Origin of the sequence: Muricomes intestini, from assembly GCF_004346165.1 — a bacterium.
Lineage (GTDB): Bacteria > Bacillota > Clostridia > Lachnospirales > Lachnospiraceae > Muricomes > Muricomes intestini.
Genome location: NZ_SLZZ01000026.1, coordinates 1 through 21,027, shown reverse-complemented (window position 1 = coordinate 21,027; position 21,027 = coordinate 1). Strand labels below are relative to the sequence as shown.

Here is a 21,027-nt window from a genome sequence, read left to right as displayed (position 1 = left end):
TCTACCTTCTGGTATATTTCCGCAGCATCGGAATACAATTATATAACGTTTCTAACGTATAGTCAATTTCTTCCTTTGTTGTGAGCTCCGACATGCTAAACCGAAGTGTCGCATCCAGATATTCTTTTGCTGCCCCGATGCCCTTCAACACTCCGCTGACCGACGGATGGTTGGAAGAACATGCGGAACCGGAAGAGACATAAATCCCTTTATCTTCCAGTGCATGCAAAAGCACTTCACTGCGGATTCCGGCAACCCCTACACTGATAATATGAGGTGCACTATTCTCGTCTGTCAGGCCATGAACGGTTGTATTCTCAATTTTAGAAATTCCTTCTAGAAAATAAGATTTCAGATCACGCATTAAAGCCACCTTCATATCCATATCCTGGTAAATCATCTCCGCCGCCAGGCCCATGCCCGCAATACCCGGTACATTTTCTGTCCCTGAGCGGATATTCTTCTGCTGCTCTCCTCCAAAAACAATCGGTCGTATCTTTGTTTTTTCATTAATATAAATAAATCCTATACCCTTTGGCCCATGAATCTTATGTCCGCTGACGGAAAGCATATCTATCCCCTGCCTTTTGGGGTAAATATGATATTTTCCAAATCCCTGCACTGCATCTGAATGGAACAAAATGGACGGATTATAGCTTTTTACAATCTGTACAGCCTCATCCACCGGCTGCACAGCCCCCATCTCATTATTGACATACATAATAGAGACGAGGATTGTATCTTGGCACAGTGCTTCCTTTAAAGCATCCAATTTTACTCTTCCGTTTGCATCCACCGGAAGGTAGGTCACCCGGAAGCCTTCCTCCTCTTCCAGATACCGCATTGTGTTCAAAATAGCAGGGTGCTCAATGGCCGTGGTAATCAGATGGCTGCCGGCCCGTCTGTTTGCTCTTGCAGAGCCGATCAGTGCCAGATTGTCGCTTTCTGTTCCGCCCGAGGTAAAAAAGATTTCTTTTGGGTTCACTTTTAATATCTTTGACAACCTATCCTTTGAGTCCTTTATATAGTGCTCCGCCTCCACACCCTTTCTGTGCATAGAGGACGGATTACCGTAGTCCAGGCACATCACTTTATAAACCAAATCCCCGACCTCCGGATAACACCTGGTAGTCGCTGAATTATCCAAATATACTTCCATAATACCAACTTTCCTTTATACTTTCTTACTACTAAATTATGCTCAGGGCGAGACAGTGACACTTTCCAGCTGGTACATTAAAATAGACAACATGGCAAGTCCTGCCGTTTCAGTCCTCAAGATTCGCTTTCCCAAGGTAACCGGATGAGCGCCTGACTGTACCGCCTTTTCCACTTCCTCTTCTTCAAATCCGCCCTCGGGGCCTATAAAAACACCTATATCCTGCCCCGGGCGTACAGCAGAAATGATTTTCCCGGTTTTTTCCATTCCTTCCGCTTTTTCATAAGGTATGAGCACAATATCCATTTTTCGCCCATACTGCAAGGCTTCCCCGAAAGTCATAACCGGCATCACCTCTGGAATCATGCTGCGGCCCGACTGTTTTGCCGCACTTAATACGATCTGGTTCCAGCGTTCTATTTTCTTTCCGGCCTTTTTTGCATCCAGTTTCACAACAGTACGTTTTGTCATAGCAGGGATAATCTGATACACACCAAGCTCCACAGCCTTTTGAATTATCAGTTCCATCTTATCACTTTTAGGCAGACCCTGAAACAGAAATATCCTAGAAGGAAGTTCTGTCCCTCCTTTCCCGGACGATACAATGCTAAGGAGAGCACACTTTTCTTCATACCGGCCGACCTCACAGAGATACTCATTTCCCTGTCCATCACTTATTTTTACCTGTTCTCCCGGCTTCATGCGGAGTACATTTCTCATATGGTTTACGTCTGCCCCCTCCACACATACAACTTTATTCTTAATCTGGCAAGGATCTGCAAAAAAATGATGCATCTTTGTTCTCCTTTTACTATTTACTATCTAATTCTTTCTTGCAGTCACAGACACCCATTCGCCCTGATATGTCACTTCCAAGACCTCCAGTCCTGCCTTCTCTATTGCATCCGCAACTATCTTTTCTTTATCATCAATGATGCCGCTTGTAATGTAAATGCCGCCTGTTCTCATCTGATTTACAATAACCGGTGTCAACTCTATCAGCACATCTGCCAGAATATTTGCCACAACAATATCATACTGGGCATAACCCGCCTTGTCCTGAATTGCTTTATCATCAATAATATTTCCGATCAGCACTTCGTACCTTTCCCGCGAAATCCCATTGACTTCCATATTATCATGAGTAGCATTGATTGCACAGGAATCTAAATCTGTACCCACCAAATAGGCTGCTCCAAATTTCAGTGCCAGCATACCCAAAATCCCACTGCCGCATCCTACATCCAGAATCTTATGTCCGGAAGTTACATATTTTCGGAGCTGACGGATACAAAGTTGAGTCGTCTCGTGCATACCCGTACCGAAAGCAGTCCCCGGATCTATGTGAATCACCAGTTTATCACTGTCCGCAGGTGCCACATCTTCCCAGGAAGGAATAATTAGTATATCGTCTACATAAAACTGGTGAAAATACTGCTTCCAATTATTTACCCAGTCCACATCCTCTGTTTGAGATTCTTCAATCAGGCACTCTCCCACATCCACATAATCAGACATTTCTTCCAACTCTCTTCTAATGTCAGCTAGAGTCTGTCCTATGTCGGCATCCGCTTCTGTATAAAAACTTAAATAAGCTACTCCGTCATCCTCTTCTGTTTCGGGAAGGATATCCACAAACATCTGCTCTTTATCGGATCGAGTAAGGGGAACCTTATCCTCGATTTCCACACCTTCAATGCCCAAGTCCATCAGCATGCTGCTGACAATGTCTTCCGCCTCCGTCGTCGTCTTTAGACGAAATTTATTCCATCTCATTTCACTTTTCCTCCCGAAACAGCCTTAAAATTTACTATATAACTTTTTTGTCTTGTGTCATTTAAAATCATTCCTTATGCATTTAGTAACTTATATGTTTGCTAACTTATATCACGTCCAGTGTATCACCGGCTTTGATCACTCCACCTTTGATCACTTTTGAAAACACACCTTCACGGGGCATAATACAATCACCCATTTTCTGAAATATGGTACATCCGTGATGGCATTCTTTCCCAATCTGAGTCATTTCAAGAATTACGTCATTACACTTAAGACGTGTACCTATGGGAAGTGCCTTGAAATCAATTCCTGCTACTACAAGATTTTCACCGAATGCACCGTCCTCCACCTGGGCCCCTCTTTTGCGGAAATCTTCAATCTTATCATAAGACAGCAGACTCACCTGTCTGTGCCACTTTCCCGCATGGGCATCTCCCTCTATACCAAAGTCTTCTATAAAGACTGCTTCATCTATATTCTGCTTCTGCGTCCCTTTTTCAGGGCTTGTACAGACTGCAATTACTTTTCCCATAATCAACCTCCAATACTTGACATTTGCTTTAGCTCCAAATTATCTTCTGTATTCTCTTCTGCATTTTCTGCGGCAGAAAACCGATGACACCGGGGCTTTTCAAATATTACTTTTTTTATTACATCTTTCAGTTCTTTATCCGCTGCACCGTCCCGCAGCAGTTTTCTCAAATCTTCCCCTGTGGAATATTGTAAACATGGTTTTAAGAATCCTTCCGCCGTCAGACGTACTCTGTTGCATTCTCCGCAAAACTGGTGGGAAACTGCACTGATAAATCCTACCTTCCCGCAAAATTCCGGAAACCCAACGTAAACGGCAGGTCCGTTGCCAAACCTGCCGGATAAAGCTTCTGGCTTCCCATAAGCTTCTTCCAGCTTCTCCAGTACTTCCTGCTGGCTGCTGCCCGGATAGGATTTGCCAAGCCCTATAGGCATCATTTCTATAAAACGGACATCCACATGCTTCTCTGCAGCCAGCCCGGCCAGCGGAATCCATTGTGTTTCATTAATCCCCGGGAGAATGACACAGTTCACCTTCACAGAGATATTTGGATACTTCAAAACTGTCTTCAGCCCGAATAAGGCTTTATCAAGTTCATCCCGCCTTGTGATTGCTTTGTATTGGCTGGAATCCAGCGTATCCAGACTGATGTTCACGGCATCCAGCCCTGCTGCTGCAAGATCTTCTATCTGCTCTGTCAGAAGCACTCCATTTGTCGTCAGTGTCACCTGCTCAACCCCCTCAAGCCCTTTTAGCCTGCACAGAAGCTCGCTTAAGTTTTTTCTCACCAGGGGTTCTCCTCCTGTCAATTTAATCTTCGATATACCTTCACCGGCGCATATCCGGCATATTCTTATAATTTCATCGTAGGTCAGTATCTGATTGTGAGCTACCTGTTTAATTCCGTCTTTGGGCATACAGTATACACAGCGCAGATTGCACCGGTCTGTCACTGACACTCTTAAGTATTCAATTTTTCGATTGTATTGATCTTTCACGACCACACTCTCCTGTCATGCCCTTCATAATCTCCAATCCATGTGGAAGGGACTGTATAATACACTCCAGATTCTCTTTCACTGCCTTTGGACTTCCCGGGAGGTTCACGATCAGTGTCTGGTTCCTGATGACAGACGCCGCCCGGCTCAGCATTGCCCTGGGGGTAATCTGAAGGGAGGCATAGCGCATGGCCTCGGCAATTCCCGGTGCATTCCTGGTGGCAACTGCCAGAGTCGCTTCAGGGGTGCAATCCCTTGGGGAAAATCCAGTCCCTCCTGTAGTCAGGATCAGATCCATATGCTTTTTATCGCAGAGCTCTATTAATTTTTCTTCAATCATCTGCTGTTCATCAGGGAGCAGGACCACCTCTGCCGCTTCATATCCAGCCTCCTCTATCATCTCTAGGATGAGAGGTCCGCTTTTATCCTCTCTCTCCCCAGCATAGCCTTTATCACTCAGCGTTATAATCGCTGTTTTCCATCTTTTTTTCATGGCAATAATCACCACTCTTCCCGCCGGTCTTCCGGCACAGGTAAATTTCCTTGATTTCCATAGACTTGTCCAATGCCTTACACATATCGTATACCGTTAAAAGTGCCGTACTGACCCCCGTCAGGGCCTCCATCTCCACTCCGGTCTTTCCTGTTACCCTTACTGTACAGTAACACTGTATTGCATATTCTCCCGGCAGCATATCAAAAGTCACTCTGCACTTTGTAATGGGAAGAATGTGGCACATAGGAATCAGCTCCGCTGTCCTCTTTGCACCCATAATCCCCGCTGTGGCGGCAACTCCCAGCACATCACCTTTTCCCACGGTGCCCCCACATATGGCATCATAAACCTCTTTATTTACAACAATCCTGCCTGTAGCCGTGGCCGTACGAACAGTGTCCGCCTTCTCGGTCACATCCACCATGACAGCCTTTCCGTTTTCATCAAAATGCGTTAGTCCCATAAATGACTTCCCCCTTGTTATATGTCAATATAACTTGCTCTCTTATTCTAGCACACAGGAACTCTTTTTGTAAATCCGAAAAGCTTTCTTGAATATATTTTCAGCATTTGATTTTTGTTTCTATTCCTCTCCTTGTCTCTCGTATAATCACTTTTCTGAGCATCCAAATACACAGTATGTTAGGCAGTGCCATAAGGGCGTTGAACAAGTCCGACACTGTCCAGACAGCATCCAGTGACATGACTGCTCCAAAGTATACCGCTGCTATGTATGCAATCCTATATGGAAGGATTTTTTCTTTTCCCCAGAGATACTGTGCCGCACATTCCCCGTAATAGCTCCACCCTATAATAGATGCATATGCGAAAAGCACCAGTGATATGGATAACAGCAGGCTTCCGTTCACAGGCAGTCCGGCGAAAGCCAGAAAACAGAGCTGATCGTCCGCTGCTTTTGCATACATCTCCGGTTCCCGAAGCATACTGCTTACAATGGCAATCCCGGTAATCGCACACATTACAACAGTGTCCCAGAAGGGGCCTGTCATGGAAATCAATCCCTGCTTCACCGGAGATTCTATTCTGGAAGCGGCTGCAGTCATAGGGATAGAGCCCAAGCCCGCCTCATTCGTAAAAAGTCCCTTCGAAATTCCCGTCCGCATTCCCACCATCACAGCAGTTCCTGCAAGTCCGCCGACAACCGATTTTGAAGTAAAAGCAGAACGTACAATGACTGCAAACGTCGCTCCAAGATAAGCTCTATTTATCCAGATCAAAAGCAGGCAGCCCCCAAAGTAAAAAAGGCTCATGAGCGGAACCAGATATGTACACACCTTAGAAATTTGCTTTGCCCCTCCAAGTATTACAGCCCCCACCAGAAATGCCGCCACAATTCCGATTATGGAAGAAGATGCCGGATACTGCACCTGAACTGCCGCACGTATAGAATGAGCCTGGACACTGCTGCCCATTCCCAGGGATGCGAGAATAGTACTCACTGCAAATATCACTGCCGCACTTTTTTGATGGAGCACCTTTTCCATAACATACATAGGTCCGCCCGTATAAGAACCATCCGTACCCTTCACTTTATATTTTGCAGACAAAAAACATTCCGCATAGCAGGTTGCGATGCCAAGTACCCCTGTCATCCAGCACCAGAACACCGCTCCCGGGCCTCCGATTGCTATCGCCGCTGAAATGCCTATAATATTCCCGGTCCCTATAGTTGCAGCCAACGCCGTGGCCAGGGCCGAAAAAGGTGAAATACCATTGTCCCCCAGTTCTTTTTTCGAAAGGCTGAGTCGGATTCCTTTAGGAATCCTTCGTTGGATAAAACCAAGCCGGATAGTAAAATATAAATGGGTACCCAGAAGAATTACCAACATCGGAAATCCCCATAAGTACCCAGTAACTGATTTTATAATTTGTAAGAATGATCCCATATTTAACTCCGTAAATAAATATCAATAATATATATATGATAATCTTTCTTACTTTATCATTATATTACTCAAAAGCTTTAGCTTGCCGCTTTCTCAAACTGTGAATTATACAATTCTGCATAGAATCCGTTTTTCCGGATGAGTTCTTCATGATTTCCCTGTTCTACGATATCCCCGTCCTTCATAACAAGTATCAGGTCGGCATCCCGTATGGTAGAGAGCCGGTGCGCGATTACAAAGCTAGTTCTTCCCTTCATCAGAGTATCCATGGCTTTCTGTATCTGTACTTCAGTCCTGGTGTCTACAGAACTTGTGGCTTCATCCAGTATCAGTATCTTCGGATCAGCCAGGATAGCTCTTGCGATAGTCAGCAGCTGCTTCTGGCCCTGAGATATATTGTTTGCTTCTTCATTCAATTCCATATCGTATCCACCGGGAAGTGTCTGGACAAAGCGGTGAACATGGGCTGCCTTTGCTGCCTCAATGATTTCATCCTCTGTTGCATCCAGTTTTCCATAACGTATATTGTCTCTTATGGTTCCGTGGAACAACCATGTGTCCTGAAGCACCATTCCAAACATCTGGCGCAGTTCCCCCCTGTTAAAGTCTCTTATATCATGTCCGTCTACAAGTATGGCTCCGGCATTAACATCATAAAAACGCATCAATAATTTTATCATTGTTGTTTTTCCGGCTCCTGTGGGCCCTACAATAGCAATCTTCCGGCCTTCCTGCACCTTTGTCGAGAAATCATTGATAATGATTTTGTCTTCATTGTATCCAAAATGCACATGGTCGAATTCTACATTGCCCTGGAGGCCTTCTACAGACACTGGATTTTCTACCGTCTGGTCTTCTTCCTTTTCTTCCAGGAATTCAAACACACGCTCGGATGCCGCTGCCGTGGACTGCAACAGGTTTGATACCTGTGCCAGCTGCTGAATTGGTTGGGTGAATCTCCTTACATATTGAGTAAAGGACTGGATGTCCCCGACCTCAATTGTTTTCTTAGCTGCAAGATAACCTCCCAGAATAACCACCACAACATACCCAAGGTTCCCTATAAATTGCATAATAGGCATCATGATACCGGATATAAACTGAGATTTCCATGCAGAATCATATAGCTTGTTATTCGTTTCTTCAAATTCTTCCAATACATCTTTTTCTTTATTAAAGGCCTTGACGATACTGTGCCCTCCATAGACTTCTTCCACCTGACCGTTTACCTCTCCCAGATATTCCTGTTGTCCGCGGAAATACTTCTGGGAATGTTTCATAACCACGGAAATAAACACTACGGAAAGAGGAAGGATAAGGAGTGTCACAACTGTCATCAGTGGGCTGATTGTCAGCATCATCACAAACACACCTATGATAGAGGTAGTGGATGTAATCAGCTGCGTTGCACTCTGATTCAGGCTCTGTCCCAATGTATCAATATCATTTGTCACACGTGAAAGCACTTCACCATGTGTCCTTTTATCAAAATAATTCATGGGAATCCTGTTGATTTTCTCGGAAATTTCCTTCCTCAGCCGGTATGTCATCCTTTGTGATATTCCTGTCATCAAATACCCCTGTACGAACGAACATAAGGCGCTGACAAGATAGAGACTCAGAGTATAAATGAGGATCCGTCCGATTTTTCCAAAATTCATGCCATCTCCGCCGGATACTTTGCTCACCAGACCATTAAAAATTTCTGTTGTTGCCTTTCCAAGAATTTTAGGACCGACAATATCAAAGACTGTTCCTCCAATAGCAAATATGACAACAAAAATCAACTGAATTTTGTATTTTCCCATGTAGGCGACCAGTTTTTTCAAAGTCCCGGTGAAATCCTTTGCCTTCTCTCCCGGAGCCATTTGCCCCATAGGACCGCCCATTCTTCTTTTGGGCGCTTTTGTCTCTCTACTCATGGCTGCCGTCCCCCTTTCCTGCATGGTCTGTACAGACATCTTCCATCCCCGCTTTTATTTCCTCTTCTGAAAGCTGAGATTCTGCAATCTGCCGATATACTCCACAATTTTTCAGTAGTTCCTGATGTGTCCCTATTCCGGCAATTTCACCGTCATCCAGAACAATAATCTGCTCCGCATGCAAAATAGTGCTGATACGCTGTGCAACAATCAACACAGTGCTATCTGCAGTCTTCTCCTTCAGAGCTTTCCGCAGGGCAATATCTGTTTTATAGTCCAATGCAGAAAAACTGTCGTCGAAAATAAAGACATCGGGATGTTTTGCAATGGCCCTTGCAATAGATAAGCGCTGTTTCTGTCCTCCGGATACATTGTTTCCGCCCTGGGAAATTGGGCTTTCGTATTTTTTGGGTTTCCCTTCGATAAACTCTACAGCCTGTGCTATCTCGGCCGCTTCTATCATCTCGCTTTCATTCCCCTGTGGGTTGCCGTACATAATGTTTGAAGCTACGTTTCCGGAAAATAGGACTCCCTTTTGCGGGACATACCCTAATTTATCGCGCAAATCATGCTGCGTTACATGGCGGATATCAACTCCATCCAGTGTGATGCTGCCTTCTGTCACATCATAAAATCTGGGAATCAAATTTACCAGCGTTGATTTGCCGCTTCCTGTACTGCCGATAATTGCCGTTGTCTGACCCGGCTCCGCCTCAAAATCAATATTGTGGAGCACATCCTCATTTGCCCCCGGATAGCGGAAACATACATGGTTAAACCTGAGAACTCCTTTCGTTTTTTCCGGTAATTCTTTATGAGTTTCAGGGTCACGGATTATTGTCTCGCTTTTCAGCACTTCCTCAATACGGTTTGCTGATACTGCCGCTCTGGGAAGCATAACAGAAATCATACTTAAGATCAGGAAACTGAAAATAATCTGCATGGTGTACTGGATAAACGCCATCATGTCTCCAACCTGCATCTCGCCGTCATTGATTCCATGTGCTCCTGTCCAAACAATCAACACAGCAATTCCGTTCATAACCAGCATCATAATCGGCATCATAAAAGTCATCGCGCGGTTTACAAACAACTGGGTTCTTGTCAGGTTTCTATTTGCTGTGTCAAAACGCTCTTCTTCATGTTTTTCCGTTGAGAAAGCACGGATAACCGGAAGGCCCGTCAAAATCTCTCTCGTTACCAGATTCAATTTATCTACTAAATTCTGTAATATCTTAAACTTGGGCATTGCCACTGCAAAGAGAAATATAACTACCAGAGAAATTAGCACAACCGCAAGCCCGATAATCCATGACATGGAAACATTGGTATGGAACACCTTATAAATACCGCCTATAGCCATAATCGGCGCATACAGTACCATACGCAGCAGCATAACCGTCAGAAGCTGGACCTGTTGAATATCGTTCGTACTCCTTGTAATCAGTGATGCTGTAGAGAACTTATCAAATTCATTGTTTGAGAACCCTACAACTTTCTTAAATACTCTGCTCCTCATCCTGCGTCCCGTAGAGGCTCCCACCCGGGATGCCATAAAACCAACCAGAATATTGGCAATCATTCCAAGAAGCGCCAGACTTATCATCTTGCCCCCTGTTGACAGCAGATAGTGATTCTGCAGCTTATCTGTGTCCATGTTCAGATTCTTATATGCATCCTTAATGTATACAGTTGCTGCCTGGTCTATCATCGCATCCGGCATATCAGACAGTTTGTCTTCTATCTGCTCTACCACTTCCGTACGCTGTCCATCGGGAATCATTTCAAATAACTCATACATATCCGCAGCGTCAACTTTTTTCAGCTGGTCATCTATCTGAGCCTGGGCTTGTTTCTCAGCCTCCGCCTGTTTCTTGGCAAGTTCGGGGCTTACCGCCAGGGCAGCTTTCTGCTCATCGGTCATCTGGGCTGCAGCCTCATCCACCTTTTTCTGTGCCTGCTCAGTAATAGATGTCTTTATATTCTTCTTCATGGAGTCTTCCAGCTTCGCCGTCATATCACTTCCGGACTCAATTCCGGTCACAAACAACATTGGTTTTCCAAGAATATCGGATAATTCGGAAACTTTATCTTCATCTTCCGCCACTTTATTTTTCAAAACATACACAGAGCCATCATAGTCATAACCTGTGTCTGTCAGTTCATATGCATCTTTTACTATATCAGCATCCTTACTTTCAACAAACAGCAGGAGCTTATCCATATCTTCCCGGGCCAACGCATCCGGTATTGATTCATCGATGCCTCCCTGCTGAATTCCCACATTTACAATGTCAGAAGTATAGCCGGGAAGCGATAAATCGCAATATGCCTGTATAATGAGCACTGCCAGGATCGCAATCATAGCTTTCCAGTTCTCCCCAATATACTTAAATAAATTCTTCATAGTATATCCCTTTCTGTATTAATATTCTGTCTAATATCCTATGTTGGAGAGCCGCCTGCCACTTTCAGATTCTCCTCCACCTGTAAGAGCAGCCTGCGAAATAGCATTATCTCCTCCTGGCTCATGTCTCTGAACAGGATTTCATCCATTTTCATCGCTACTTCTTTTGTATACTTGACGCACTCTCTCCCCTTTTCCGTCAGGCTGAGGCGCATGATTCTCTGATCCTTGTCATCCAATCTGCGTTTAATAAACCCCATCTTCTCCATCTTCTGGATAGCCGTAGTGATAGATGGCGGTGTAACATTCATTAAAGCTGCCATCTCCCGCTGAGACATTTGCCCTTTATGATCTAACATAAACAGAATCCCAGCCTGACCTGGTTTTAAATCATACTGCTCAAATAGAATTCTTACCTTATCCATACTCATGTGCATAATCCGGCTCATGAGCCCTATAGTGGGAACACGATTAATATCGCAATCCATTATTTCCTCCTTCCACAACCTCTGAATTTCAAAGTCTCTAAGCATTTCGCCAAAGCAAACTAATTAGATGTCTAACGGATATATTAGTAGTATTATATAAATATGTCAACACTATTTTTTATTTTTCACATTTTTTTAACAATACTGCCATTATTTTAATTAGTTTGGTAAACTAATCTCATGCGAGTGCAGAGATAAGAAATTTCATTAAAAAGGAGAGTCCGGCTCACCAGGCTCTCACAAGTGTGCAGTCTCATTGACTTTCAGCAAACTACAGTCATTACTGCATGAACGGGCTTTTTCTTTCGCTTTCCAGCCAGGAAACCAGCTTTCCCCAGGTTTCAATGGTTTTCTGGAACTGCATGGCATGCAGCTTAACATTTTGATGGTAACAGTCCAACTCTCTTGAAATATCCATAAAGTCTTCACACCTCAGATAAGAAGTAATCTTCGGCAGTGTTGCGGCCAGCTGAAGACGCATATCTTCAATCTGACTTTCATATGTATCGCGCTGTGTAAGGTAAAGTAACAGCGGTTTATAGCGAACCCAGCCTACACAGGCCCTCCGAAAACGCTCAATTACAAAATCCATATCTGTGCAGACCGGTCTGAGGCGAATGGGCAGCACGCCGTCCATTAGCTGGTCATATGCAGCAAATCCGTCATGGAAGGTATAGCAGGGAATTCTAAGAGCTTTACTGTCTCCCAGCAGGGTGCTTAAAAAAGTATCCTCCCCCCGTGCTCCAGGGGGATTGTAGAATGGATGTACCCGGGTACTGTCTTTTAAGTTGATGCACAGATTAGAACCCGAAATAAATCTGCACTGATTGACCAAAGGAATCTCTTCATACCCTCTGCCCGTCAATATCGACGGTTCTGCATAAGTGACACCGCCCTGGCGCATCAAAGCCTCCAGCGACTCCCAATTAATAATGTCATTGCTGATTGCCTCAATAAAAACCCGAAAATCTTCTTTTGTTAATTGATTATTAAATTCAATAGAAGGGATTGGGGAAATGTAACCGCAATGATATCCGTTGGTAATGTTTGCTCCGGTATCCAGCATATATCTGAGATGAGAGCGCAGAACATGCTGACCACTCCAGACTGCCCAGTCACGGGTATTCGTAACTGCCATAGGATATTCATCATCATCCAGAAACAACAGGTAATCCATTTGCTTCTTCATGGCCCAATAAAGCACCATATTTCGCTGCCCCGCATATCCTCCCCGGAAGAACAGCTGTGCTTCTTCCGGGGATAGAGCCCCCGTACTTACCAGGTTGCGGATTTCACTGCTCATTGTTGTTTTTCCCAGAAAATATGTACCGTCAAAATCCTTCAGCAAGCGCTGCGGAATGTTGGTATAGTCTGTCACCTTGGTGTTAGCATACTTTAAGTCATAAGCTACAAACAAGTTCAGACTGATGTTCTCATTTTGTGCCACTCCGCCTTCACGCCAGCTCAGTATATTCGTTTTCAAAACCTTCCGAAAGGTTTTCCGTCCTGTTGCAAATCCAATTCCTACTTTTATCGTTTCTTCATTTGGCAATTTACCCACTCCTTTTCCGAAACTTTGTTTGTTACCAGTGAATAATATACACTATTTCCTGCATACTATTATTTTAATTAATAATTTTTATTATATCAACCATTTGTTTGTGTGTCAAATTATGGATATTCTTTGTCATTAAACTTAACGTTTTTCATCAAATTCATAATATTTTTTGTGTTTTTTCTTTACTAGTCTGTCAATTATAGTATAATAGAACATATGAAACCACATCAAGTTGACAAATTTTAATTCTAAACTTTACAACAATGAAGGAGGCCGCGCTATGGCGAATGATTTAGAAAAGAAACTAGAACAGGTAAAAGGAAGGCTGAAAGAAGCAGCAGGAAAAATCACAGACTCTGAGACTTTGGAGCTGAAAGGAAAGGTAGAACAGATTGCATCAAAACTATCTGAAACAGCTTCCGATACAGGAAAGGAAATAAAGCAAAAAACAGCAGCAGAATTAAATGATCTGCTGGAAACCTTGGAACAGAAACTAGACAAAGCGAAAAATAAAGATAATAAATAGTGAGGTGATTCCTTTATGGGCATTCTAAGTTGGATTATCATTGGGGCCCTGGCAGGCTGGATTGCCAGTATGCTGACCGGCAATAATAGGAAGATGGGTGCTTTCGCCAACATAATAGTCGGCATTATCGGCGGCTTGCTGGGAGGCTTTATCATGGGCATTTTCGGAGGTACCGGAGTAACCGGCTTCAATATATGGAGCCTACTCGTTTCCGTTTTGGGAGCAGTCATCCTGCTTGCCATTATCAATGCAATAAACAGAAGAAAATGAGGGCTTTTGCAAATTCATTGATTTTTAGTCAAGGAGCGCAGCTCCATAGATGATTCCTCATCTATTTTGCAACGCCCCCAGTACAAGTATAGCCTGCCGCCTGCACTTATTGGGATGTGGACGGCAGGAGCTTGCTGAGGATACAGGCGAATGCCGCCAATTTATTTCCAAATCCTCTTCGCATCCTGATTTTCTGTCAGACATTGGTCAAACAATTTTTCCAGTTTTTCAGTGTAGTCATCCGCCGGATCTTTATATTTCAAAACTTTTACAACAGACAACTCAAAGTCATTTTCCCCATATTGAGTCCAAAGCTCCTGCAAATTCTTATTCGGGTGCCTGCCGGAAGATAATTTGAAGCTATTGCTGTTGAAACTTGCTTTCGTATCTTTGGAAATGCCAAGAAAAGATTCGCCTGTTGATTTGCACCGGTAGGAAATAATCCCCATCTCCGGCCGCCTCAACTTATACTCTTCTTTAAGTAATTTTTTTCTGCCTGTGTCCATTCTTCTCACCTCATGAATTATTTATTCCCGCGAGCAACGAGCCACGCGGAAATGCTTGCATTTCCATTTGGCGACTGCCGCGAGGATCAGTATACATGATATAGTTATGGAAAGCAATCCACGCACCGTAGACTCAATCGAAAATGGAAATATCAAGTTTTATTTGCAAACTCTCTGGTTGCTTTCTTGATTTCTTCTGTATGGCCGGTCATTAAATGCCCACCTGTTGCAAAGGGAACAAATTTATGCTCTGGGAAGCGGTGCAGCACTTTCTCAGCATCCTTAAAACTTGCCAGCTTATCGTCCTCAGCATGAAAGATAAGTACAGGCACCTGTAAAGATTCAATTTGATAGCTGTCATAGTTTCTGGCCATATCCAGATTAGTAACAGACGCATCCAGTACCACACCGTACTTTCTGTCACTAATTGGAAGCATGCTGTAAATTGTCGATGGGTTCATTCCCATGATTGGTCCGAACAGAGGACTCAGCAGAAACATTGCATAATCATTACACAAAAACCTAGGCGGACCTGCATATTTCCCATATTTCTCCGGTTTTTCAGCAAAAGGCATTGCGGAGCAATATAAAATCAACCCTTTTGTCCGTTCCGGATAATCCAGTGCAAAGCGAATTGCAGGGCTTCCTCCGGCGGATGTTGCCAGCACAAATACTTTTTCAATTTCCAGATTATCCAGCAATTCTGCAAATGCAGCTGCCTGCTCGGCAGGCGTACCCTCCCCTAAAACATCACTTCCCAGATATCCGAACCTCGATGGTGCCAGTATTCTGTAGTCAGACCGGAAAGGCCTGCAAGTATCAAAGGCCTGGTCATACCCTCCGAAAATGCCATGCACAGACAGGATAACCTCACCCTGCCCTTTATCCACATAAGTCATTTTTCCATAACTAAGCACAGCCGTTTTTGCTCCATAGGAGGCAATCCTTTTCCTGCCTCTGACAACTGAAAGTGAACATCTTATCCCCTGTATCAACAAATACAGAATAAAAACAACGATTATTATAAATACCCACATATATCTATACCAAACCTTTCCTGTCAAATACCGTTAAAACAACAGTTGCCAAAATCATTACAGTTCCGTCATTGTCTTGACTTCACTTCACTTCACTGTATTATAGTAAATGTTTTAATATGATGGTGGTCAGAAATGCAATTGTCGCACTTGTCAACGTACCAACGAGATATTTTTCTGCAAAATCTTTATCCTCAAGTTGTTTATAACGGGCGATACTTTTTGCAGTCAATACAAATCCTATTGCTCCCAACTGTCCGCATAAAACTAAGGACGAAATCATAACTCTTTCAAGCTTCCCGATGATCCGGCCTATTTGAGGGTCGTTATTATCACCAATATTGCTGTCTTGAGCATTAATATATAAGAACAGTTTTTTTATGAAAACAGCAGCCGGATCCCATATTATAACAAAAATCAAAAAATAAATAATCAAATTCTCAAATAGATTCCACTGCATCAAGTTCCTGAAGATAAAGCTAATATGTGTATTTAAGCTAAATATGAAACTTACTGAGACAATAATCAAAATATGTAATATTTGATCCACAATGAAAGATGTGAATTTATATGTTCTATTTGTATATTTCCTGTCCAGTGACGTCCTGAGCCAGTCGATCAGAAAGTGAGCCATTGTAATAATTATATAGGTTGGGACGGCATAATTAAACTTCACAAAAGGAAAAACGGCCATAAAAAATATTCCTGCATAAATTAGCGAATGACTTGCAAGGAGTCTAAAGTTATTTATCTTCTTCTGAGCCAATCCCACAGGCTGAAAAGTAAAATCAGCAAGGAAATGTGCTATAAGTAAAATATATATAATCATATCCGCCCTCTCATAAATATTTATCCATAAGCAGTAATGCTGCTATAGTAGAATTTCGTGCTTCATATATATTTGCTGTTTTAAAGGTCTTCTCAATACTTTGTCTGCTTATATTCAAAATCTCAGACAGCTGTGTCGTCATTCCTCGCTTTTTCCCGGCAGCTACATAAAAATCTTCTTGATTATTTGCCGCCTCTATTGGAAAGGGCTCTAAGTTTGCAGATTGGGCCATGACAAAGGGATATTTCTTAAATGCCCTTCTCTTTTTGTAATTCGTGTAATAATTAAGCTTGTCCTTTGATGTGACAAGTTCAAAAATCAAATTAATTTTGCTGTCATCAACAACCTGCTGAAAGTTAATTGGATAGAGCAGCTCCAGCATCAGCATGAGTTCATTTTGATATTCACTGTGTTTACTTGTTAAAACAAAAGGTGTATTAATCGGGGTGTTTAAAAATACATCATTCTTTGTTTCGGAATAAAGGAGCGCCGGGTATCCCTGGGCATTCTTTGCATGTTCAATAGCATGGCGCGCATTGTGATACACGGGACCATCCTGAGCTGTAGTGCTTGCATGTTCAATTTTAACGTTCCACACACCTACACCAATACCAGCTCTGGTTTCAACAGGAAAAACAATCATACGGAACATTCTAAAATAGAGGTATGCTGCCTCCGGAGAGCTGAATAATCCCTGCATCTCATCCCCGGCACTAAATTCAACCTCCCGGATAACCGCAAGGGAGAATACAATATTTAAATATTGAATAACAGAGAGGATATAGTTTTGTATTGAATTCCGATCCTCCACCGAGTATGCCCGAGATTTTTTCAAATCCATAATCAACGCAGCGTAATTTTTCATGTTGTCACCTCCTAATATATAAGTATAGGGTTTCAGTACCAAAAAGCCAGTTGGGACTTAATCCTCTCCTAGATATTATAACACATAAACGCATGAGTGCAACCCATATAAGTTGCAATATCAAAATGCAATCCGATTAGGCTGCTCTTTTACTAGCTTTTTAGGCTTTTATGTTTTTACGTTGTCTGTTATATCGTTATGCCAGTAGAAGATTTCCGACCCGGAAACGAGTGTACTGAAAAAATTCTTGCTTGACTTTTATCTAATCAGATGTTATAGTATAAAAGTATTTTAAATAAAGTTTTGATTTCACATATTTTTTGTAAGTCATTATTATATTGATGATTTACAAAAGATATGTGATTTTTTATTTTATGAAATATAATAAAATTTAGGAGGTATCTTTCATGAATAAAGGTACAGTAAAATGGTTTAACGCACAAAAGGGATTTGGATTTATCACTAATGAAGCGGATGGGGAGGATGTATTCGTACATTTTTCAGGTCTTGCCATGGACGGCTTTAAATCCTTAGAAGATGGTCAATCAGTTACATTTGACATCACAAAAGGAAATCGCGGTTTACAGGCTGTAAACGTATGTGTTGCATAATCTTTTCCACTATAGTATCTAAAACAAAAAACATTTAGATACTAAAAATCTGTATATTAATTAGTCAAAGCTATGATTAATACAACAGCCGGGCCGGCAGGGTTTATCTATATATTCCTTGGCGGCTCAATCTATATTATAATAACTTAGAGTTCGAAGAGATATAGTTATTGAACTTCCCTCATTTCGCCGGAAAATCACTTATTTCTTCCCTCAACTGCGAGAAAGCGATCATTAGCAAGCTTCCCACTGTATTTGAAAGTCTATTCCATCAATTTTAGAAGGTGTGTGATGATTACCTATTATAAAGCATATCCTATCAATATTTTTGTCATAGCCTATCCTTTGAAGTATTTCTCCAGCCACTGCCGGCCCCTCTTTTTCTTGATAGACACCGTCAATTGAACCATATTTTTTTTGTGCTTCAACAGCACCAATATCATGCAGTATAGCAATAATACTGATGAACTCCTTTTCTTCCTCCCCGATATTTTCTCCTTTCATTATATCTTCTGCATTTTGCAAAACTTTGAGAGTATGCTCTATGCCAAAGGGAATTTCTTTAAATACCTTTTGACCCCTACATCTTTAAATCTTTATGTAGCATTTTAGATGTAATTCTCATATCACGCCTTGTTATCCATATGCGTTTGAAATGACTATATCATTATACCACTAGAAAGTGGTGTTCGTATGAAACCTGTTCCAGTTCCTGCAGCGCTTTTATGTAATAAGCTCTTCATAAGAAATCCTTCCCAAGGTAAACTTTTCCAGTGCCATGTATGTTTTTTCCGCTGCAGTATTCACCCTATTATGGCATTTATCCACTAATTCTTTTTCATTTATTAACGGCTCATATATATGCTCTTTTTTATGATATGCTTCATAGTATCTTATGCCAAATATTCTCTGTGACATAGCATTGATATGGATACCGTCTGGGTTAGATGTAAGTCCTTTAGCAGTAACATAATAGTAATTATCTTTACCTCGTGCATATTTTTGAATTTCTTGGTTAATGAGTTGATGTTCCACGCACCCTGCACCAAATGCTGCCTTACCCAAATAATCGCCCAAACCACCTATAATAAATGGAATATCAGGCACAGATAATTTTCTTCTTAATTCATTAAAGATTCTTTGTATTTTTTCATAATATTCTTTGTATTTTCCATCCTGGCTGTCACTTTCCCCTTGATGCCATAGTATTCCCGCCAATTCGCTATCTTCCATTGCAAATTTAGCTTCATTTATTGCGTGACGAAATAATGTTCCATCTACCGACCATTCATCAATGGAGCTGCCGCCTTCTGCACATGGAATAAGACCAATTTTTTCTTCCTCATTATCCTTACACCAAGCCTCTGCAAATGATGCCGCAAGCCCTATGCCTGCAATTGATCTGTCAAAATGAATTGGTTCAGTCATCATTTGCCATCTGCCATTTCGCAACATCATAATTCTTTCATTATAAATTGGCGGCACTTCATGTATAAATCCACGGCCTGCCATATTTGATTGACCAATTAATAAAAATGACTTCATTTTCTCTCCTATCTACTAAATATTGATATCCATTACAGGGACTAAGTCAGCCTGCTTAAATTCAGGATTTTCCTTTAATATTTTGTCTCTGGTCCTTTCATCCAGATAAGTTCTCAATTCCTTTAAATTCGGATCATTAAAGAACTCTTGACCATAGTACAGGTTAAAACCATAGTCAAAGTCATCCGGGTTCTTCCCCTGGTTGTGCTGCAGGATTGTCTCCGCCTTATCCAGCGCTTTGACCAGTCTCGCTTCCGGTGTTTTGCAGTCATTGTACTCCTTCCAGATTTCCATTAGACGATTCCTCTTTTCTTCAGGAAGCAGGGAAAAGATTTTCTTGGCAGCTCTGAGTTCGATCTCATACTTTTGAACTTTATCAACCTGCCTGATTGCCGGAATGTCACCTTCATAAATTTCCCCGATATCGTGAATCAGACACATGGTGAGTACCCGTTCCATATTTAAATTTGAATATTCATCTGCCACGACACAGGCCAAGAGTGCCAGCCTCCAGGAATGTTCAGCCGTACTTTCCGTTTTTCCCTCACTTGTTTTCGCAGTACGGGTCACCGTTTTTAAGCGCTCCGCCTCTTCAATAAAGTCCGTTATCTTCCCAATATCCATCTTTTCATCCTCAAAATAATTAACAAATCTTTTTGTCTTCATCCCTTGCTTCCAAAACAGCGTTGCCAAAATAGTCCTTTTCAAACTCATACCAACGTAACTGTGGATTTTGGAGCTTATGTAGGAATGACCTCTTAACAGTATAGTTGAAAAAGCAAAGACATACAAGCCAAAACAAAGCATAACCTACAAAACACTTCAAGAATATATTTTTAAAAACACAGCTTCAAAGTTCAAACAGCATATATTGCTGAAATCAGTGCCGAAGTCAAGAACATTTTTGCCCATGCTCCCAAAGGACAGATTCTAAACTTTTTACAAGTATTTAGGAAATCATCAAAATATCTATTGACCACATCCGAGCTCCATGTTACTATTTAGGCAGAAATCTAAATAGACGTTTATCGAAATAGTGGAGGTAAATACATGGGAATGTCTGAAACGCTGAAAGCCATTTCCGATCCGGTACGAAGAAAGATTCTTGAGCTATTGAAAAGCGAACGATTGTCTGCTGGAGAAATAGGCTCACATTTCGAATTGACAGGAGCAACAATATCTCATCATCTTTCTGTGTTGAAAAAAGCCGGCTTGGTTACGGAAACAAGGGAAAAGAACTTCATTTATTATGAACTGAATGTTTCTGTATTCGAGGATGTTCTCGTCTGGATCTATCAACTTGGAGGTAAAAACGATGAAAAAAATTGATGCGAAATTGATTGCTCTTACAACGATAATCTGTATGCTGCCAATGGTGGCAGGAATTGCATTGTACAAAGATCTGCCGGATGTAATGACTACACATTGGACATTCGGAGAAAAAGCCGACGGTTGGATGCCTAAGTCTGCTGCCGTTTTTCTGATGCCCGTTTTAATGGGTAGTGTCATAAATTTTGTGTCTTTGGTAATAAATGGATCCAATCTGGAAAGAATTAAATATGAATATTCTTATCAGAGAGGAGCCTATTATT

23 protein-coding genes and 1 pseudogene are annotated in these 21,027 nt (G+C 42.0%); 5 read left to right on the top strand and 19 right to left on the bottom strand.

Going from position 1 to position 21,027, the window contains the following annotated elements:
- Window position 1: 1 nt before the first annotated feature.
- The 12 genes from EDD59_RS14355 to EDD59_RS14300 all read right to left on the bottom strand — a co-directional run bounded on the left by EDD59_RS14355 (window position 2) and on the right by EDD59_RS14300 (window position 13,240).
- The gene (locus EDD59_RS14355) at window positions 2-1,159 is read right to left on the bottom strand and encodes a cysteine desulfurase family protein (protein WP_132383080.1); all 1,158 of its coding nucleotides are present in this window, start codon (window positions 1,157-1,159) and stop codon (window positions 2-4) included.
- A 42-nt stretch (window positions 1,160-1,201) separates the two neighbouring features.
- Window positions 1,202-1,954: a 16S rRNA (uracil(1498)-N(3))-methyltransferase gene (locus EDD59_RS14350; protein ID WP_132383078.1), complete on the bottom strand. Its 753-nt coding sequence runs from the start codon at window positions 1,952-1,954 to the stop codon at window positions 1,202-1,204.
- Between the two features lie 27 nt (window positions 1,955-1,981).
- Window positions 1,982-2,935, bottom strand: a complete 954-nt coding sequence (gene prmA / locus EDD59_RS14345) for a 50S ribosomal protein L11 methyltransferase (RefSeq protein ID WP_132383076.1) — start codon at window positions 2,933-2,935, stop codon at window positions 1,982-1,984.
- A gap of 106 nt (window positions 2,936-3,041) precedes the next feature.
- Window positions 3,042-3,470 carry an MOSC domain-containing protein gene (locus tag EDD59_RS14340; RefSeq protein ID WP_132383074.1) on the bottom strand — a complete coding sequence of 143 codons (429 nt, stop codon included), beginning with the start codon at window positions 3,468-3,470 and terminating at the stop codon, window positions 3,042-3,044.
- A 2-nt stretch (window positions 3,471-3,472) separates the two neighbouring features.
- Entirely contained in the window at window positions 3,473-4,468 is a 996-nt protein-coding gene (moaA, locus tag EDD59_RS14335; protein ID WP_132383072.1) for a GTP 3',8-cyclase MoaA, read from the bottom strand.
- Window positions 4,440-4,961 (bottom strand): molybdopterin adenylyltransferase, encoded by a 522-nt coding sequence (gene mog / locus EDD59_RS14330; RefSeq protein WP_132383070.1) that lies wholly within the window; start codon window positions 4,959-4,961, stop codon window positions 4,440-4,442. Before mog ends, moaA begins: the two co-directional genes overlap by 29 nt.
- Window positions 4,921-5,427: a cyclic pyranopterin monophosphate synthase MoaC gene (gene moaC, locus EDD59_RS14325; protein WP_132383068.1), complete on the bottom strand. Its 507-nt coding sequence runs from the start codon at window positions 5,425-5,427 to the stop codon at window positions 4,921-4,923. Before moaC ends, mog begins: the two co-directional genes overlap by 41 nt.
- 100 nt (window positions 5,428-5,527) lie before the next feature.
- Window positions 5,528-6,871, bottom strand: a complete 1,344-nt coding sequence (locus EDD59_RS14320) for an alanine/glycine:cation symporter family protein (protein ID WP_132383066.1) — start codon at window positions 6,869-6,871, stop codon at window positions 5,528-5,530.
- 77 nt (window positions 6,872-6,948) lie between these two features.
- Window positions 6,949-8,793, bottom strand: a complete 1,845-nt coding sequence (locus EDD59_RS14315; protein ID WP_132383064.1) for an ABC transporter ATP-binding protein — start codon at window positions 8,791-8,793, stop codon at window positions 6,949-6,951.
- Entirely contained in the window at window positions 8,786-11,200 is a 2,415-nt protein-coding gene (locus tag EDD59_RS14310) for an ABC transporter transmembrane domain-containing protein (protein ID WP_132383062.1), read from the bottom strand. Before EDD59_RS14310 ends, EDD59_RS14315 begins: the two co-directional genes overlap by 8 nt.
- A gap of 38 nt (window positions 11,201-11,238) precedes the next feature.
- Window positions 11,239-11,688, bottom strand: coding sequence for a MarR family winged helix-turn-helix transcriptional regulator (locus EDD59_RS14305; protein ID WP_132383060.1), 450 nt, complete (start codon window positions 11,686-11,688; stop codon window positions 11,239-11,241).
- A 280-nt stretch (window positions 11,689-11,968) separates the two neighbouring features.
- Window positions 11,969-13,240, bottom strand: coding sequence for a hypothetical protein (locus EDD59_RS14300; protein ID WP_132383058.1), 1,272 nt, complete (start codon window positions 13,238-13,240; stop codon window positions 11,969-11,971).
- Between the two features lie 286 nt (window positions 13,241-13,526).
- Here EDD59_RS14300 and EDD59_RS14295 point away from each other — a divergent pair, with 286 nt between their 5' ends.
- On the top strand, window positions 13,527-13,772 hold the full coding sequence (locus tag EDD59_RS14295) for a CsbD family protein (protein WP_132383056.1): 246 nt from the start codon (window positions 13,527-13,529) through the stop codon (window positions 13,770-13,772).
- Between the two features lie 15 nt (window positions 13,773-13,787).
- The gene (locus EDD59_RS14290; RefSeq protein WP_132383054.1) at window positions 13,788-14,042 is read left to right on the top strand and encodes a GlsB/YeaQ/YmgE family stress response membrane protein; all 255 of its coding nucleotides are present in this window, start codon (window positions 13,788-13,790) and stop codon (window positions 14,040-14,042) included.
- Between the two features lie 161 nt (window positions 14,043-14,203).
- Here EDD59_RS14290 and EDD59_RS14285 read toward each other — a convergent pair whose 3' ends face one another.
- The 4 genes from EDD59_RS14285 to EDD59_RS14270 form a co-directional block, all read right to left on the bottom strand.
- A complete protein-coding gene (locus EDD59_RS14285) occupies window positions 14,204-14,548 on the bottom strand; it encodes a GIY-YIG nuclease family protein (RefSeq protein WP_132383052.1) in 345 nt (114 codons plus the stop codon).
- A 152-nt stretch (window positions 14,549-14,700) separates the two neighbouring features.
- Entirely contained in the window at window positions 14,701-15,465 is a 765-nt protein-coding gene (locus tag EDD59_RS14280) for an alpha/beta fold hydrolase (protein ID WP_207670414.1), read from the bottom strand.
- Between the two features lie 220 nt (window positions 15,466-15,685).
- Entirely contained in the window at window positions 15,686-16,414 is a 729-nt protein-coding gene (locus tag EDD59_RS14275) for a DUF3307 domain-containing protein (RefSeq protein WP_132383048.1), read from the bottom strand.
- Window positions 16,415-16,424: 10 nt separating this feature from the next.
- The gene (locus EDD59_RS14270; RefSeq protein ID WP_132383046.1) at window positions 16,425-17,279 is read right to left on the bottom strand and encodes a SatD family protein; all 855 of its coding nucleotides are present in this window, start codon (window positions 17,277-17,279) and stop codon (window positions 16,425-16,427) included.
- 407 nt (window positions 17,280-17,686) lie between these two features.
- On the opposite strand from EDD59_RS14270, the gene EDD59_RS14265 reads away from it, so the two are divergent.
- Window positions 17,687-17,890 carry a cold-shock protein gene (locus EDD59_RS14265; protein WP_132383044.1) on the top strand — a complete coding sequence of 68 codons (204 nt, stop codon included), beginning with the start codon at window positions 17,687-17,689 and terminating at the stop codon, window positions 17,888-17,890.
- 240 nt (window positions 17,891-18,130) lie between these two features.
- Here the strand turns inward: EDD59_RS14265 and EDD59_RS14260 are convergent.
- The 3 genes and pseudogenes from EDD59_RS14260 to EDD59_RS14250 all read right to left on the bottom strand — a co-directional run.
- Window positions 18,131-18,448: pseudogene (locus tag EDD59_RS14260) on the bottom strand (HD domain-containing protein); the annotation flags it as partial.
- Between the two features lie 165 nt (window positions 18,449-18,613).
- Window positions 18,614-19,435, bottom strand: coding sequence for a sialate O-acetylesterase (locus EDD59_RS14255; protein WP_132383042.1), 822 nt, complete (start codon window positions 19,433-19,435; stop codon window positions 18,614-18,616).
- A gap of 15 nt (window positions 19,436-19,450) precedes the next feature.
- The gene (locus EDD59_RS14250) at window positions 19,451-20,101 is read right to left on the bottom strand and encodes an HD domain-containing protein (RefSeq protein WP_243117442.1); all 651 of its coding nucleotides are present in this window, start codon (window positions 20,099-20,101) and stop codon (window positions 19,451-19,453) included.
- A gap of 384 nt (window positions 20,102-20,485) precedes the next feature.
- Here EDD59_RS14250 and EDD59_RS14245 point away from each other — a divergent pair, with 384 nt between their 5' ends.
- On the top strand, window positions 20,486-20,764 hold the full coding sequence (locus tag EDD59_RS14245; RefSeq protein WP_132383040.1) for an autorepressor SdpR family transcription factor: 279 nt from the start codon (window positions 20,486-20,488) through the stop codon (window positions 20,762-20,764).
- A partial coding sequence (locus EDD59_RS14240; protein ID WP_165920951.1) for a DUF1648 domain-containing protein occupies window positions 20,751-21,027 on the top strand: 277 nt, incomplete at its 3' end. The genes EDD59_RS14245 and EDD59_RS14240, both read left to right, overlap by 14 nt.

Bases quoted from the DNA above. Each gene is read 5' to 3' on its own strand.
- EDD59_RS14355 (WP_132383080.1), bottom strand. From the start codon at position 1,159: ATGGAAGTATATTTGGATAATTCAGCGACTACCAGGTGTTATCCGGAG.
- EDD59_RS14350 (WP_132383078.1), bottom strand. From the start codon at position 1,954: ATGCATCATTTTTTTGCAGATCCTTGCCAGATTAAGAATAAAGTTGTA.
- prmA (WP_132383076.1), bottom strand. From the start codon at position 2,935: ATGAGATGGAATAAATTTCGTCTAAAGACGACGACGGAGGCGGAAGAC.
- EDD59_RS14340 (WP_132383074.1), bottom strand. From the start codon at position 3,470: ATGGGAAAAGTAATTGCAGTCTGTACAAGCCCTGAAAAAGGGACGCAG.
- mog (WP_132383070.1), bottom strand. From the start codon at position 4,961: ATGAAAAAAAGATGGAAAACAGCGATTATAACGCTGAGTGATAAAGGC.
- moaC (WP_132383068.1), bottom strand. From the start codon at position 5,427: ATGGGACTAACGCATTTTGATGAAAACGGAAAGGCTGTCATGGTGGAT.
- EDD59_RS14320 (WP_132383066.1), bottom strand. From the start codon at position 6,871: ATGGGATCATTCTTACAAATTATAAAATCAGTTACTGGGTACTTATGG.
- EDD59_RS14315 (WP_132383064.1), bottom strand. From the start codon at position 8,793: ATGAGTAGAGAGACAAAAGCGCCCAAAAGAAGAATGGGCGGTCCTATG.
- EDD59_RS14310 (WP_132383062.1), bottom strand. From the start codon at position 11,200: ATGAAGAATTTATTTAAGTATATTGGGGAGAACTGGAAAGCTATGATT.
- EDD59_RS14305 (WP_132383060.1), bottom strand. From the start codon at position 11,688: ATGGATTGCGATATTAATCGTGTTCCCACTATAGGGCTCATGAGCCGG.
- EDD59_RS14295 (WP_132383056.1), top strand. From the start codon at position 13,527: ATGGCGAATGATTTAGAAAAGAAACTAGAACAGGTAAAAGGAAGGCTG.
- EDD59_RS14290 (WP_132383054.1), top strand. From the start codon at position 13,788: ATGGGCATTCTAAGTTGGATTATCATTGGGGCCCTGGCAGGCTGGATT.
- EDD59_RS14285 (WP_132383052.1), bottom strand. From the start codon at position 14,548: ATGGACACAGGCAGAAAAAAATTACTTAAAGAAGAGTATAAGTTGAGG.
- EDD59_RS14275 (WP_132383048.1), bottom strand. From the start codon at position 16,414: ATGATTATATATATTTTACTTATAGCACATTTCCTTGCTGATTTTACT.
- EDD59_RS14270 (WP_132383046.1), bottom strand. From the start codon at position 17,279: ATGAAAAATTACGCTGCGTTGATTATGGATTTGAAAAAATCTCGGGCA.
- EDD59_RS14265 (WP_132383044.1), top strand. From the start codon at position 17,687: ATGAATAAAGGTACAGTAAAATGGTTTAACGCACAAAAGGGATTTGGA.
- EDD59_RS14255 (WP_132383042.1), bottom strand. From the start codon at position 19,435: ATGAAGTCATTTTTATTAATTGGTCAATCAAATATGGCAGGCCGTGGA.
- EDD59_RS14250 (WP_243117442.1), bottom strand. From the start codon at position 20,101: ATGAAGACAAAAAGATTTGTTAATTATTTTGAGGATGAAAAGATGGAT.
- EDD59_RS14245 (WP_132383040.1), top strand. From the start codon at position 20,486: ATGGGAATGTCTGAAACGCTGAAAGCCATTTCCGATCCGGTACGAAGA.